This is a genomic window from Streptomyces sp. NBC_01314, assembly GCF_041435215.1.
Lineage (GTDB): Bacteria > Actinomycetota > Actinomycetes > Streptomycetales > Streptomycetaceae > Streptomyces.
The window spans coordinates 7,655,421-7,670,678 of the sequence record NZ_CP108394.1; the positions used below are offsets into that span (position 1 = coordinate 7,655,421).

At 66.9% G+C, this 15,258-nt stretch carries 8 protein-coding genes and 1 tRNA gene; 5 read left to right on the plus strand and 4 right to left on the minus strand.

Going from position 1 to position 15,258, the window contains the following annotated elements; all coding sequences use genetic code 11:
• Window positions 1-222: 222 nt before the first annotated feature.
• Window positions 223-4,428 carry an NACHT domain-containing NTPase gene (locus tag OG622_RS33765; RefSeq protein WP_371580409.1) on the plus strand — a complete coding sequence of 1,402 codons (4,206 nt, stop codon included), beginning with the start codon at window positions 223-225 and terminating at the stop codon, window positions 4,426-4,428.
• A gap of 15 nt (window positions 4,429-4,443) precedes the next feature.
• Here OG622_RS33765 and OG622_RS33770 read toward each other — a convergent pair whose 3' ends face one another.
• From OG622_RS33770 to OG622_RS33780, 3 genes are all read right to left on the minus strand, one after another.
• Window positions 4,444-7,500 carry an N-6 DNA methylase gene (locus OG622_RS33770; RefSeq protein ID WP_371580410.1) on the minus strand — a complete coding sequence of 1,019 codons (3,057 nt, stop codon included), beginning with the start codon at window positions 7,498-7,500 and terminating at the stop codon, window positions 4,444-4,446.
• Window positions 7,501-7,605: 105 nt separating this feature from the next.
• Window positions 7,606-8,316 carry an RloB family protein gene (locus OG622_RS33775; RefSeq protein WP_319127024.1) on the minus strand — a complete coding sequence of 237 codons (711 nt, stop codon included), beginning with the start codon at window positions 8,314-8,316 and terminating at the stop codon, window positions 7,606-7,608.
• Window positions 8,316-9,569 (minus strand): ATP/GTP-binding protein, encoded by a 1,254-nt coding sequence (locus OG622_RS33780; RefSeq protein ID WP_371580411.1) that lies wholly within the window; start codon window positions 9,567-9,569, stop codon window positions 8,316-8,318. The genes OG622_RS33775 and OG622_RS33780 overlap by 1 nt, the downstream gene beginning before the upstream one ends.
• Window positions 9,570-9,942: 373 nt before the next feature.
• Between OG622_RS33780 and OG622_RS33785 the strand changes: the two genes are divergently transcribed.
• The 3 genes from OG622_RS33785 (at window position 9,943) to OG622_RS33795 (ending at window position 12,999) form a co-directional block, all read left to right on the plus strand.
• A tRNA-OTHER gene (locus OG622_RS33785) sits at window positions 9,943-10,029 on the plus strand.
• A gap of 720 nt (window positions 10,030-10,749) precedes the next feature.
• Window positions 10,750-11,835, plus strand: coding sequence for an FUSC family protein (locus OG622_RS33790; protein WP_371580412.1), 1,086 nt, complete (start codon window positions 10,750-10,752; stop codon window positions 11,833-11,835).
• 603 nt (window positions 11,836-12,438) lie between these two features.
• On the plus strand, window positions 12,439-12,999 hold the full coding sequence (locus tag OG622_RS33795) for a potassium channel family protein (RefSeq protein WP_371580413.1): 561 nt from the start codon (window positions 12,439-12,441) through the stop codon (window positions 12,997-12,999).
• A gap of 62 nt (window positions 13,000-13,061) precedes the next feature.
• Here OG622_RS33795 and OG622_RS33800 read toward each other — a convergent pair whose 3' ends face one another.
• Window positions 13,062-13,388, minus strand: a complete 327-nt coding sequence (locus OG622_RS33800; RefSeq protein WP_371580414.1) for a hypothetical protein — start codon at window positions 13,386-13,388, stop codon at window positions 13,062-13,064.
• A 339-nt stretch (window positions 13,389-13,727) separates the two neighbouring features.
• Between OG622_RS33800 and OG622_RS33805 the strand changes: the two genes are divergently transcribed.
• On the plus strand, window positions 13,728-15,092 hold the full coding sequence (locus tag OG622_RS33805) for a glutamate decarboxylase (protein WP_371580415.1): 1,365 nt from the start codon (window positions 13,728-13,730) through the stop codon (window positions 15,090-15,092).
• Window positions 15,093-15,258 lie beyond the last annotated feature (166 nt).

The window sequence follows — 15,258 nt, forward strand, 5'->3', positions numbered from 1 at the left end:
TCGTGGCGCCATCGAGCGCACTGGACTGTCCTGAAACGGCCCGAACAGAAAACGGCCCTATGTCGGGTCACGCTGCGCGTAGTGTCTGCAGACGTGGACGAGCCGGGCGCTGTGGCCGAGACAGGCGGGGACGGAGGTCGATATCCATGGACACGCCGTGTTCATGAGAGTGACTCCCCGCCCGAAGTCGACCGCTTCGGCTGGGTGGTCGACACTCCGTGGATGCGCACGGGGGTCTTGCTGGCCGATAGACGCGAGGACGCACTGCTCGTCGTGCTCGGCGAGCGGGGATGCGGCAAGAGCGACCTGTTCATGCAGGAAGCCACGGCGCTGAAGTGCGAGGGACACACCGCGGATCTGGTCGACCTGACAGCGCGTGGCCGCTTCTACGACGCGGGCAGCGCGCGCCAGGAGTTGGGGGCCGTCTTGGAGCGGGCTTCTGAGGAGGAGCCGGGGTACGTCCTGCTGGACAGCTTCGATGAGGGATTGGACCGGCTCGCGGTTCTGGACGAGGTCCTGGTTGCCTGTCTGAAGGAGCTTAGCCAGGAGCGGCGGAGCCGAATGAGGCTGCGCATCGCCTGCCGCTCGGGCCGGTGGCCCCGAGGGCTGGAAAGGGATCTTGAGTCGTTGTGGGTGCCCGGGGCGGTGTCGGTAGTCGGTGTGACGCCGCTGAGCCGTGTCGACGTAGAGATGGCTGCCGCTTTCGATGGTCTTGACGGCCGCAGGGTCAGCCAGCGGCTTCAGCAGAAGGGGGCGGTGGCCCTGGCCCGGTCCCCAATCACCTTGAAACCACTGCTCGAGGCCGAAGGGGAAGGCCGAGGCCTGCCCTCCACGGTGGCTGACGCCTACCGGCTTGCCTGCAGGCAGTTGTGTTCCCACGGCCACCGTGATGGGAATCCGCTGACTCCCGATCATCTGACGGCGCTCGCAGGCCGAGTAGCCGCGGTCCTGCAGTTCGGCCACTACGCGGCGGTGCATGACACCCCCAGTCCCGCGGAGGTAGATGTGGCGCTGGCCGACCTGGACGGCGGCGACGAGCCGGGCCCAGCCGGGACGCGGTACCACTGCGGGATGCGGGAGCTGCTCGCGCTTGTGGATTCCGGGCTGATGGTCGAGGTCGGGCTTCGGCGCTGGGCCTTCGCCCACGACAGCTACCAGCAGTACCTGGCTGCCCAGTTCCTGGACCGCCACCGAATGTGTGGCGGCGCACAGCGACAGTTGCTTTGGGTCGGCGACGGAACGTCCCGGCACGTTGTGGCACGGCACCGCGAGGTGGCAGCGTGGCGGGTGGTAGACGATCCTTCACTGTTCGACGAGGCCCTGCGGGACGACCCCGAGGTGCTCCTGCTGGCCGACCTTACCGCGCTCCGCGCCGAGCAGCGCGAAGCCGTCGTGGACAGGCTCCTCGACTTGGTGCGCAGCGATGACACGGCGCGACTGGACCGGTGGCTTCTGCACCGCCTGAAGCATCCAGGACTGGCCGATCAGCTGCGACGCCACCTGCACCCTTCGACAGCAGGTGCTGTGCTCGCTGCCGTGCTCAGCATCGCCCGTGCTTGCCGACTGCCGGAACTCAACGACCAGTTGCTGTCCATGGCCGAGACGCTGACGGCCGATCCGGTCCTGCGTCGGCGAGCCGTCCAGGCACTCGCCGAGGACTTGGACGCGGACCAGGTGGCCCGGCTCAGGGCGTTGGCCGAGCACAACGACGCGGACCTTGGCCGGGTGCCGGTCCAGGAGCTGGACCCGGAGCGCGTTGCCTTGCTGAGGGCGCTGGCTTGGCGCGGCGATGCGGATCTGGCCGCAGCCGCGCTGGAACGGTTGTGGCCGCAGCATCTGCGACTCCCCGAGTTCCTGGACCTAATCCCACCCGCCGGCAACCCTGCCCAGATCCGTGCCGCGTGGCTCCTGATCCAGCAGGTTCCGGACCGGCTGAGACCCGAAGACATCGACGACGCCGTAGCGTGGGCGACACGGATTCTGGGCTCCCGGCACCCTCGGGCCGGCCTGACCCTGTCCGGCGAGGCACAGCTGTCTGTGCGGCTGCCGGTGCGCATTCTCGCCCGGGCGATCGCGCTTCTCGGCGAAGACGAAACCAACAGCGACCCTGCGCACCGGTACAGGCGGCTCGACCAGTTCGCCGATGCCCTGCTCACCCTGGCGGGACGTGCCGATTTCGACGACCGGCACCGGCTGGCCCACCCTGTGGGTGAGGTGCTGGTGACCCGACCGGGTACCCGCAGAGAGCTGGGCCGCCGTGTTCTGGAACGCGGTGATGACCGCCAGGTCACCCGGCTGCTGTCGCGGCAGGGCAGCCCTGCCCTGTTCGCCACCGAGGAGGCGGTGTACTGGGCCATGCAATGGCCCACGTTGAGCCCGAACGCGCGCCAGCGGGCTGCCTGGCTGGTGACGGCTTGGCCCGATCCGGCGGATGCGGACTTGCCGCTCGCCCTTGAGCTGCGCGAGCATTACCCGGACCTGAAGGCTGCCACCGCACGGTGGGACACCCGCGCGGAGGAAGAAGCTCATCAACAGCGCGAGCAGGAAGAACAGCGCCACCGCCTGACATTCAACGAGGACCGCGTACGGCAGGCCCTCACCGTACTCAGCACAGGGGAGGGGCCGCCTGAGCCTCTGTGGCAGCAGATCACCGTCGAGCTGTACCGCACCGCAGACGGCAGCGAGGCGCCGCAAGACAGGTGGCTGGGCGCCGTGGCTGCCGCGCCGTCCTTCCCACCCGAGAACAGCGAGCTACACAGCCTGCTGCTGTACGCGGCCGCTACCGTCACCCACCGCTCAGCCAGCCTCAGCATCGGAGCAGCCACTCCGGCCGCAGCAGACTGGAACCAGGCCGCGATCGCGTTGACCGCTCTGGCCCTGCTGGACGCCCCACGCCTGGCCGAGGCATTCAACCACCAACCCCATCGAGCCGCTGCTGCCGCCGTGGCACTGGCAGCCCACGAATGCCACCACCCCGACGACACCGCACTACAGCGCACGCTGATTACCCGCTGCACCCAACTGGCTGGCCAAGGCCTGTCGACCCTGCTCCACCAGGCGCTGGACGGCTGCAGCGAACCGGAACTGACCAGTCTGGCCGATGCCTTCGCTCACACCGCTGTTCCCGGAGCGGTCCAGACTCTGCGTGACTGGGCCCACGCTTCGGGACGCACCGACCTGCAGTGGGCGGCCGTCCTGTCCGCACTAGCCCTGGCGGGAAACCGACCGTCCCAGGAAGACCTGTGCACCGCCGTGGCCGACCCTGCCGTTCAACGAAACGCCGCACGGAGCACTTCACGGTGGGCCCGCGCCACCGCGGCGATGATGGCATGCCCTCAACTGCCCGCGACCTGGCCCGCCATCAGAGCCACCTTGGCCGCGCCCGGCGTTCTGGCCGCCCTCCTGGAGCGCATCTTCGCCACCGACTCTCGGGGATCTTGGCCGGCCGAGACCGGTCAGCTCCCCGAAGCCGACCTCGCCGACCTATACGCCAGGGTTACCAACCACATCGGTATCTCCCGTCTCCGGGACAACCAGTTCGAGGGCGGCTTCTTCACCGACGCTCCCAGCAATCTGCACCGAGAACTGCTGAGCCTGCTGATCTCCAAGAACACCCCCGAAGCGGTCCGGGAGCTCATCGACCTCGCCACCCGCTATCCCGAACTTGCTGACCTGCGCTGGCACGCCAAGGCCACCGCCCGCGCCGTCGCCGAACTCCAGGCCCGACCCCTGATACCGGAGCAATTGCGGCGCCTGGCCACGAACACCAACCTGCGCGCCGTCAGCGACGCACGCCACCTTCAGGAGATCGTGCTAGCCAGCCTAGACCGCCTCCAGGCCGTCCTTCAGGGGCCCAACGGCCTTGTAGTCAACTTGTGGAACCGGAAGACAGCAGCAGTCGATCACGCCGACTGGTGGCCGTGCTGGGAAGAGGACTTCAGCGACCTAATCGCCACCCTCCTGCGCCAGGACATCGGCGGCCACCGCGTCGTGATCAACCGCGAAGTCCAAATCGACCGTCCCGGCTTTCCCGGCAGACGAACCGACATCCAGATCCAGGCCACCGCCCCGCTCACCGACGGCGGCGACCCACTGACCGTCGTCATCGAATGCAAAGGATGCTGGAATCAGGACCTACCGACCGCGCTTGCCAGTCAACTGGTCCGCGACTACCTTCGCGCGCCCCGCACTGCGGGCATCTACCTCATCGGCTACTTCGACTGCGACCGCTGGGGCCACGAAGAGCGAAGAAGGCGACACCGCGCAGCACGGGATCACACGATCCCCTCCCTGCAACATGAACAGGAAGCGCGTGCGCAGGAACAACGCGACCAACACGACGTCATCGTCATGGCCAAAGTTCTCGACTGCCGACTCCCCGGAGCTGCCGACCCGTGGCGCGCCGAGCCCGACAATCCTGTCGCGTAAACGGAGCAGAGGCGATCAGAAGTCCAGTGGTCCCCCCAGCAGACGGCCTGCCAGTCCTTCACGGATGCGCACCGCCTTGTCGTGCTGGATGCGCCGATCGGCCTGCTCCGCCGCGAGGCGAGCGATCTGGTCAACCAGGCGCTGCTGTTCCTCCAGGTTGGGGAGCTCGATGTCAGAATTGAGTAGATCCCTGTCCAGAGACATCGGTGACGCCGTCGTCAACGTTTCGACGCGCCGCCGCACCAAGGGGTGACGAAGCCAGGCAGCCAGGTAGTCCGGCAAAAGGCGGGCCGGGTCGGGTATCAGGCGCAGCACGTAGGACGAGTGGGTGGCATCGGGGAGTTCGCCGTGCCACACCGCCACGCGATAGGCCTGACCAATACGTTCCGACCTGCGCAGGCCGCCCAGCAGTACGTCACCGGGCGCTAGCCGGTGTCCCACCCTTCCGCTGCCGATGATGTACCGGAGGTCGGCGAGGTCGAGCCCGGCCCCAGTCATATTGCTCGGCCAGATCACGGGAAGCCCGCTCGTATCGGTGGAAGACGGTCCGGCGGTACCCCTGGTGAGAGAGAGCACGACATCGCCCAGGGACAGCCGTTCCACGTCGGAGCTCCGCTCGTCAACGGCGTCGAGAACGGGCAGCAGGGCAAAGTGCTGCTTCATGTCGAGTTTGGTGATCTCGCCGTTGATGGCCTCTTCGGCCTCGATGACGTTGAAAAGAAGTTCGGCGTCACGGTGCCGAGGATCCACTCCGCTCTGTTGCGACCATGGTGTCTGCCGCAAGGCGCGGGAGGTGGCCGAGAAACCCGGCAAGCGGCCCTCGATCTCCTGGAAGGACAGCCCGTACTTGGCGTCCCATGCCTCGTACAGTGCGATGAACTCCGCACGGCGCTCGCCCAGAATTCTCGTCAGGCGCCCGGAGAGATCGTCCCGCAGGGCGCCGAGGACGACGGCCCGCGCGCCCTCAGCGTCCAGCGCACGGCGAGCTTCTTCGAGCGGCATGTCCGCTTCCAGTTCGCGTACCCGACGGACTGCCGTCGAACGAGCCCTGCGCAAGGCAGGTATCCCTGCCCAGTCGCCGGGATAGAGGTCAGCCTCCCCCTGCTCGTCCGCAGCCATCGCTTCTTTGAGTTGAGCGGAGAGTTCACCGGCCCGCTCCCGGGCGGAGGAGAGTTCACTGAGGAAGCCCGGCAGGAGGGCGATGACGACCGGATGTTCAAGAGCGGTATCGAGTGCGTAGCGCGCCCTGGGCTGCCCGGCGGTCAGCCTGTCGGTCACGTCCGCGCACCAGTCGTCGACGACGGCGGCGAAACCCCGGGCAGCGAGTGCTTTGAACGTGGCTTCATTCTGTCCCAGCCAGTCTTCGACCATCCCGCCCACGGCATAGCTGTCCAGCAGACCGATCTGGGCGAGTGGCTTCCGGACGGTGTCGGCTATTGCGTTACGTACAGCTGTCCAGGGCACTTGGCCTGGCTGCCCCGGAACGCTGCTGCTGTCGAGGCGGAAGGCATCCGAAATCTGGTCAGTGACGGACTCCCAGGCCTTGTCGAAGGCCTCCCACAAGGTACTCTCCCGCGTGCGAGCCATGCGGGTCAGCGTGTGCGTGTTCGGGCGCTCCCCCCGGACACGGAAGTCCAGATAATCGGAGCTTCCGGCCCGCTCCTGGAAGAGGTCGGTGGGCTGTACCCCGTATGCGTCCAGCAGGGGCTTCGCCGCGGTGACCTCGACGGCGGGCATACCGCCTTCGAGGTGGGCGCGCAGGTCCTGCCGTTCCGTCGCCGCCTCGCGCCGCACATAGCGGTGGACGGTGAGGTTGTCGGCGTTCTCCGTCAGTGTCTCGCGTGTTATGAACTTCGAGAATCCAGGCACTTCCGTGCGGGAATGGAAGGTGGCGGCGATCTTCTCCGCATGCTCGGGCAACAGAAAATTCTGCGCACGCCCGGCGTAGTACTCCCCTTCCGCATTGATGAACAGGACGCGGCCCCGATGCCGCGAATCGGGGCGCCGGCCGGCCCGGAGCACCAGCACACAAGCGGGAATGCCCGTTCCATAGAAGAGGTTGGGAGACAGGGCGATGACCGCCTCGATCAGGTCGGCGTCCAGCAGTCGCGTACGGATCTCCCGTTCACCCGCACCACGGAAGAGAACGCCCTGTGGCATGACGGTGACCACGGAACCGTTCCGTCCCTGCGCCATGTACAACATGTGCTGGAGGAACATCAAGTCAGCTTTGCCGCGTTCGGGCGTCGTTCCGTACGGCATACGCTCGGCGGCGTGGGGCACCGACGCCAGGCTGTAGTTCATGGAGAAGGGCGGGTTGCTCACCACCAGGTCGAAGCAGTCACCGGGCGTCTCCGGGTGAGTGAGCGCGTCCCCTTGGGCCAGGCGATACTGCTCAGCACCGTGCAATTGCATGTTCAAGCTGGAGAGGAGAAGGGCCCCACTGTTCGCATCTTGGCCGGCGAGGAACAGGCTGCCCGCATCCCCGCCGTGGTCGCGCACGTACCTCCGCGCGTCGATCAGCATGCCGCCCGTTCCCACACACGGGTCGTACACGCGCATGCCTGCAGCCGGCCGTCCGAGTGCCGTCAGCAATCGGACGACGCCGCGTGGGGTGTAGAACTCGCCGCCCTTGTGGCTGGCTGCGTCAGCCGACCATCGCAACAGTGACTCGAACGCATCTCCCAGCACATCGGGGTGGGCGAGGTCGTCGTCGCTCAGGCGAAGGCGACCGAAGTGCTCGATCACCCGTGTCATCCCGGTGTGAGACCGCTTGGTGGTGCCCACCAGAAGGAGGCTGGCAGCGTCGGCGGACTGCGGCGGCCCCTCATTTGCCAAAGCCGCGAAGACGGCCCGCAGCCGCTCTTCAGCGGGCAACCCGCCCGAGACCTCGGTCAGTCGGGTCCAGCGCGCCGCCTTCGGCAGGGAGTTGCCGTACCTGTCGTCGGCCTGCTTCAGATGAAGCAAGGCCCCGATGACGGGTACGTATTCCGCCGGCTCTAGAGAGCCGCGCAGCAGATCCGCCGCTTCCATGAGTCGGCGCTCAAGCCGTTCGACCGTCATCCTGACCATGTCGGCCCCCCTGCCAGTGCCTTTGCGTAGCCCACGGACCGCGTGACGTGTCCGGTACATCTCTTAAGGTGATTCAGCGGTCCCGGAGACCGGACTGCCGCCGCGTCAGTAATCAGCGATGCCGAGGCCATCCTCAACGAACCGCCAGACGTCGGTGTACGGATCCCAGCGAGTCTGATCCGGCCCAGTGTGCTGGGAATTGATGCGCTCGGCGTACTGGCGGGCCTTCTTGTAGCCGTCGTCCAACTGGCCGGGCCTGATGCGTTTGGCGTCGTCTGGCGACACCGAACGGGCGGGACCGTAGCTCTCCATGAACCGAGGGTGGTGCTTCAGCCGGTTCACCACGCTGTCGCAGACACCACCGAACGTGCTCGTGTAGTTCTGGAAATGCAGCAGCCGCCACAACTCGAAGCACGGGTGCGAGTACGCGATCCGCACGCCCGCTCGGCGGGCTTCCGCGAAGGCAGTCGGGATGCCCTGGTGCTGATCTCGGTCGAAGAGGCACCACACCTGCGGCCAGTTCCACGCGTCCCGGCGCAGCCCAGCCTCCTTCGCGGCTCGCTCGGCCTTGTCGAGCTTCTCAACGGCGTCGCTGACGAGCGGTACTGGCTTGCGCCGGGCACCCGACACCTGAGCATTCGCGATGAAGTGATGGACCTGATGTTCCGGAGTGGCGCGGGTGCCGTTTGCGACGACCCATTCGATGAACTCAGGCTCTGTGACCTCCCCTTCGGTGAAAACGAAAACCTCACGCGCACGCTCACCGCGTGGCTGTCGCGCGCGCCGAACCGACTCCCGCCCCCTGGTCCTGGCCATCAGTCGCGTCCTGTCTCCCCTGCCCGTGCCTTCAGCACCCTGCGTCCGATCTGCCCTTCCGTGACCCGCGGGACCGCCCCGAAGGAGCCCGCGAGATAGGAGTCCATGAGGTCCTCCTCCGCACCCGGCTCCACGTCGCTGAGCGGGTACAACTCGGTCGCACCCGTGTCGTCCTTCTGAGTCAGCCAGATCTGTCCCGGCTCCAGAGGACGCCCGCCCCTGGGTGCTCTGAGCAGCGACGGATCGTGGGAGGTGAAGACGAGCTGTGCACCCTTCGTATTGCTCCACGGGGCCTGGAAGAGCCGCACGACCTCGGCGGCGAAACGCGGGTGAAGGCTGGCGTCCAGTTCGTCGATCAGCAGGACCGCCCCGTCGTCGAGGGCCCGGAGCAGTGGTCCGATCAGCGCGAACCATGAGCGGGTACCGAACGACTCGCTCTGCCAGTCCATCGGGACGGCTTCGCCGCCCTCGCCATGGTGCAGCAGCCGGACGACGGGGCGCTCACCGAGCCGTTGCTCGACCCTGGCCCCGCTGATACCGAGGTCGGCCACACGCAGCAGTCCTTCGATGCGTTCCCGGAATCGCTCGTCGAGCAGGTGCCCGGCGGTGTAGCCCTCCCGTTCCAGGCGCTCCACCTCCGGGTTGATGTCCCACAGATTTAGCTTGAACCAGTCGTAGATCCGGGTGAGCTGCGGGTGGTTGTCATTGGCCGCGCGAGACAGCAGCAGCGCATTCTGCCGCGTCGTCCTGGCAAGCCGGGCACGATCCTGCACCCGTTCGCCCGGAAATTCGAACGGCTCTGCTCGCCTGGCGTCACGGTCGAGCCATACCTGCCGCCGACCTTTCGGATACGAGTGCAGCCACTCGGCCTCCACCCGTTCCGTACCCAGCTCGAAGCCGTACGTCCAGCGGACCTGGTCTGCCAGCACGAAGTCGGCTTCGTAGAAGGTGGGTTCGGCGCCGGACTTCGCGTCCAAGGCGAACTCGTCCCGGGGAATGCCCTGCCGGGAGGTCCACTGCGCGTACGAGCCGAGGACGGCTTCCCGCATCTTCGTGAGAGCGGCGATCACGTTGGACTTGCCGGAGGCGTTCGCGCCGAAGATCCCGACCAGCGGGTAGACGTCCACGGTCTTGCCGTCAGAGAGGTTCACCGCGCGAGCCACGTCGGACTTCTCGCCGGCAGGTACAACAAAGGAGAGCTCCTGCTCGTCACGCAGCGACCGGACATTCGCCACGCGGAAGCTCAGCAACATGCGGTAACCCTCCCCATCGTCCCGCACAGGGTAACGGCGCGCTCAATGATGCGCTGACGAAACGCCACGGGGCCCATGCACGGGGCCGCCCGTAGGGGAATCCGGGTTACGGAGCGTTGCGAGGAGATCGGCCCCCGTAGGTGGAGCCATGGCCACCGCGGCGCCCGGGGCGGAGCCGTTGCGCATGGGAAGGGGACTCCGCTGCGCCATGGTTTGGCCGCCGCTGCTGAGCTGGAGCGACGTCCAGGATTTCGTATCGGGCGGCTCTCTCAAGGAGCGGTAGGGACCACAAAGGGACCGCAAGGACAGGAACCAACCGACAAGGACCGCGCAAGACCGACACAGGTGCACGCGTCTGACCTGCAAGAACGGCGTGAATGGGCACTGATCGGCAAGGACCGCCAAGATCCTTAATGGACTCATAATCCGTCGGCCGTGGGTTCGAGTCCCACCCGCCCCACTTCAGCAGGGCTCTGACCTGCGGAAACGTTCATTTTGGGTGTCGGAGCGTCAACTTTGCCTGAACGGACTGAATCCGCTGCTCGCAAGTTTGGAGACCGCCGGCGCTCAGGGAGCTCCAACCTCTCTGACCTGCGGCGAAGTAGGTGGTCGTGGTTGTCGCTCGCAGTCCGGGCGGCTGCCCTGAGGCTCGATACCAAGGTCCAGGGACCGGACAGGGACCGGGACGACGCAGCCGTGTCCAGGCCAACGGTGTCTCCGGGGCGATTCGTTGTCCGATTTACCTGTTGTGTAGGCATCGGGTGCGTACATCCTTGGTGCGGCCAGTCGAATGCCGAACCGGCAGAGTGGGCGGCGCGGCTGCCGGTACGTCTGGTTCGCAACGTGGGGGCAAGAAACTGCCCGAAGAGGAAACGGCCCTGCGGGGTCGCCGGCGGCCTGTTTCCGGAGTCGTCCGCCCGGTGCGCCAGCCCGGCCGCACAGGAGGTCTGAGCCCTGGCGACCGGCTCGGCGTCGGCGGACCTTCTCAGAGTTGGCTCCGCTCCGCCGTATGACTGGTGGACTCGGCCTCTTTGATCGGGACCTGCGGGTCGCTTCGCGGTGATTTCAGGGGAGCCCGAGAATGCGGGACTGGAGCGGTGTACCTGCGACGAGGTGAGCGAGGGCGGCCCATGACCAGTGCGAGCGGACGAGGAGAGCAGCCCGTTCAAAGGGGGAAGCCATGAGCCGGCTGTCGAAGGTGTTCGAGCTCAACCCCGTCGGACCCGACTGGCCACGAGGGGTGATGTTCCTGGACATCGCGCTGGTGCCGCTAATCGTCTTCTGGGCGATCGGGCACGAGCAGTATCTACTCAGCGCGTTGTTCGGCCTGCTGTTCACGTGGCTGGTCGACCCGGGAGGCAGCTACGGGCACCGCGCGTCGCACATCGCCGTCTTCGCGGTGATCGGCGCAGGGCTGACCGCTCTGGGGTTCGGCATCGGCGCGGACGCCTGGGGCTGGCTGGTGCTGGCGGCCTTCGTGGTCACGCTGGTGGCCGGACTGGCGGTCGCGTTCGGGGTGCACAGGTTCGTTGCCGCCCTGCTTCTGAACCTTTGGTTCATCGTCGCCCTCGGATTCGCGTTCAGCCTTCATCATCACGCCCGCATCACCAGCTACACCTGGGCTCAGGTACTTGCCTGGATTGGAGGGGCGGCGCTGTGGATCGTGATGACGTTCGTCGGGTGGCTGATCCGCGGGCGCGCGGAAGTGCCTCAGCCGATCGCCGAACTCCCCGGTGACATCTCGCGGCGGAAGCTGACCCCGCCGCTGATCACGTTCGCGGTGATCCGCGCTCTGGTCATGGCCGGCACCGTCGCGCTTGCCTTCGGACTGAACCTGTCGCATGGCACGTGGCTGCCGATCGCGGCCATGATCGCGATGAAGCCGAGCCTGGAACAGGCCACGCTCGTCTCCGCGCAGCGGCTTGCCGGCGCGCTCATCGGCGCCGCCGCAGCGGCGCTGCTTCTGCTCCTGCCCGCCAGTGAACACGGACTCAGGCTGTTCGCGGTCGATCGCGGACTCGAAGTGGTCGCCCTCGTCCTGATGATGCACGGGGTGGCGATTCGCTTCTGGAACTACGCCCTGTACTCGGCGGCCATCGCCATGGGCGTGCTCATCCTGGTGGACCTTCCGCAGCCCTCCGACTATGCCGCCGAGGGCTACCGGGTGTTGTGGACGTTGTGCGGCGTGGGGATCGGTCTGCTCGTCATGCTGCTGGCAGGCCTGCTCGCCAAGCGCACCACCAAAGCGCCGGCTCAACCAGCCTGATCGATCGCCACCGACGACCACGGGAGCGTTACGCGCTGCTCGCGGTCGGCCTGACCATCGGCGTGCACCAGGCGGGCGGCCGCCGAACCATCCCGAGCGCCAGCATCGGTACCGCCTCCGGTTGCCGGGAAGACCCGGGGCGGCCCGTAGCCCGACCGTGTGACATGACCTGCCGAAATCGGTGCCACAGCGGGGTGGTCGCTCTCGCCCGCGGCGAAGGATGCTTTCGTCTGGGGCCGGGCATCCACAGGGCGCGTGGTTCGAGTCGCGCAGGCCGCTCTGGTGGCGGCATGCGGCGTGGTGGCCGCCGCAACGCTGGTCGTCCTCGGCGACCGGTGGTCAGAACGACGACGAACGCGACCGTGTTGTACACGATCCACCGCCAGTACAGGCGGGTGTCCCAACCGCTTCGTGCGGTCGTCTCACGGCGGGAGCCAGAAGCGGTCATCACCCACTCCTCCGGTCTCGTCGGCCCTCAGGCGTGGCCCGCCATCCCGGTGACCCGCAGGGTGCGCCTGCCGTACGGCGCCCCCAGCGGCGGGAAGGTTGCTCCACCGGCCGGCGCGGCAGCGCGGCTCCGGGATCGGGTGCATCGGGAGAACCGTGGGCAAAACACCGGGCAGGAGCCGCCGGGAGTCGAGGCGCGCCATCGTGCGGTCGCTGCTGACCACGGGGCTCCTCCTCAGCGCCTACTACCTGCTGCCGTTCGATTCAGCCTTCACCACGGGCACGGTCCTCGGGCTTGCCGTCGGCATCGCCGCCGTGGCGCTGCTCCTGTCCTGGCAGATCCGGAAGATCTCGCGCTCGCAGCGGCCCAAACTGCGGGCCATGGAAGCCGTAGGGACGACCCTTCCGCTGTACCTCCTCCTGTTCGCCACGACCTACTACCTGATGGAGCGCAGCGCATCCGGCAGCTTCAGCGAGCCGCTGTCGCGGTCCGACGCGCTGTACTTCACCGTGACCGTGTTCAGCACGGTCGGTTTCGGCGACATCAGCCCGCGCAGCGAACCGGCCCGATTGCTGGTCACGGGGCAGATGGCGGCGAATCTGTTGTTGATCGGTGTCGCGGCCCGGTTCTTGCTGTCGGCGGTCGAGCACGCCAGGAAGCGGCAAGATCACCCAGCGACCGACGCCCAGAACGGCGGGACAACGGGCGGACCGTGACGACAGCGCGTGTCCCCTTGAACCCATCGCGCAGTGGCCCACTCGATACACGGCAGCCGCGACTACACCTTGTGTGTCTCTGGCAGCCTGGCAGATCCCCTGCTGGTATCGCCGCGACCATGCCCAGCGGCGACATCGATCCCCATGCCCTTCTTCCCGGCCCGCTTCCCAAGCTTGTGTTCCTTGCCCGTGCCGTCCTTGTCCTTGACGAGCACGCCGACACCGTCGACCTTCATGTACTCGGTGGGCTTGTCCCAGTTCTTCAGCACCTTGGCCGCCTCGTCGGCGAGGTCCTTGTCGGGGCAGAACGCGAGCACCAACTGTTGGCTGTCGCCGCCGTGTCTCACCGTGGCCGTTCGAAGTGCAGCCGTACCGTCTGCGGCGGTCAATCGGCCTTACTTGCGGACAAGCGGATGCCTCCGGCGAAAAAAAGGGGTACCGCCGAAATCCCGGCGTCACTTCCTTGGAGGTTGCAGTGGCGCCCGGGCCCAAAGTGGGGAAGACCAGTCTCAGGTGCTCCGTGCTGTCAGAGGTACCGAGAGTGCAATGCACCCTTTACTCCCGTTCATCCTATTGCAGTATCGGCGGTAGGGCGGTTTGCGTCATGCCCCAGCACCGCAGAAGATGCAGGTCGCCGCCCCCGGAGCCCTGTTCCAAGGGCGGGTCCCCGCCCTCCCGGCCCAGTGCGTCTCTCGTCAAGGCAAGCGGCGGCGCTGTTTGATCGACTCATGACCAAGCGCAATGAAGCGGCTCTTTTCGGTAACCGGTTCTTGACTGTGCCCGCCCCCTCGGAGACGTTCCCCGAGGAAGGCATGGCCGCGACGGACGCGATGAGGCTCGTGGATGTGGATCTCGCCATGGAGGGCGACCCGCAGCGCAACCTCGCCACGTTCGTCACCACGTGGATGGAGCCGGAGGCGCAACGGCTGATCGCCGAGAACCTCCACCGCAATTTCATCGACCACGCGGAGTACCCCATCTCCGCCGAGATCGAGCAGCGTTGCGTGCGCATGCTCGCCGACCTCTTCCACGCGCCGGGCCGGACGACCGGATGCCGGACCCAGGGCTCGTCCGAGGCGATCATGCTCGGCGCGCTGTCGCTGAAGTGGAAGTGGCGCGAGCGCCGCCAGGCAGCGAACCTGTCGACCGACCGGCCCAACCTGGTTTTCGGGGGAGACGTCCACGTCGTGTGGGAGAAGTTCTGCCGCTACTTCGACGTCGAGCCGCGGATCGTGCCGCTCGCCGAGGGCAAGTACACAATCGGCCCTGAAGACGTGGAGCCCCACCTCGACGAGAACACGATCGGCGTCGTCGCCGTCCTCGGCACCACGTTCACCGGCCACAAGGACGATGTCGTCGGAATCGACAAGCTCCTGCGGGACATCCGCAAAGAGCGGGACCTCGACATCCCGATCCACGTCGACGGCGCCAGCGGCGCATTCGTATGGCCCTTCCTCTACCCCGACTCCACATGGGACTTCCGGCTCGAACAGGTCCGTTCGATCAACGTCTCGGGACACAAGTACGGCCTGGTCTACCCCGGCATCGGATGGCTGGTCTTCCGCGAGGAGGCCGACCTGGCCAAGGACCTCGTGTTCTACGAGAACTACCTGGGCAAGACCGACGCGACGTTCACCCTGAACTTCTCCACCGGTGCGTCGATGGTGCTCGCGCAGTACTACAACTTCGTGCGGCTCGGCCGCCAGGGCTACACCTACGTCATGAAGATCATGCAGGAGAACGCCCGCGCGCTGGCGGACAACCTGCGCAGCAGCGGCCGCTTCGAAGTGATCGGAAGCGACCTCGAACAGCTGCCCCTGGTCGCCTTCCGTCTCGCAGGCAAGCACGCCTACGACGAGTCCGACATCGCCTGGCAGCTCTCGGCCGAACGGGGCTGGATGGTGCCGGCCTACACGCTCCCGCCCAACGCCGAGAAGGTGAAGATCCTGCGCGCCCTGGTCAAGGAGACCCTCAGCCGCGAGCAGATCGATCGCCTGACCCAGGACATTGCCGACGCCTGCCGCACGTTGGACGGCAAAGGGGCGACCCACGGGATCGAGCGGAACCAGGTCAAGCGCGGCACCGGCTACTGACACACTTCCGGTGTCGGGGAGGGACTCCAGAACTCTGCCTGGTCTCGCGCTTCACGTGGCAGGGCGTCCGGTAGGCACCACGTCCATGTCGAACAAGACGGCCAGCTCCTGGCAGGTCAGCGGCCCTTGACGAAGCCCGGGCCCCCGGGGCCTGACGAAGACCCGC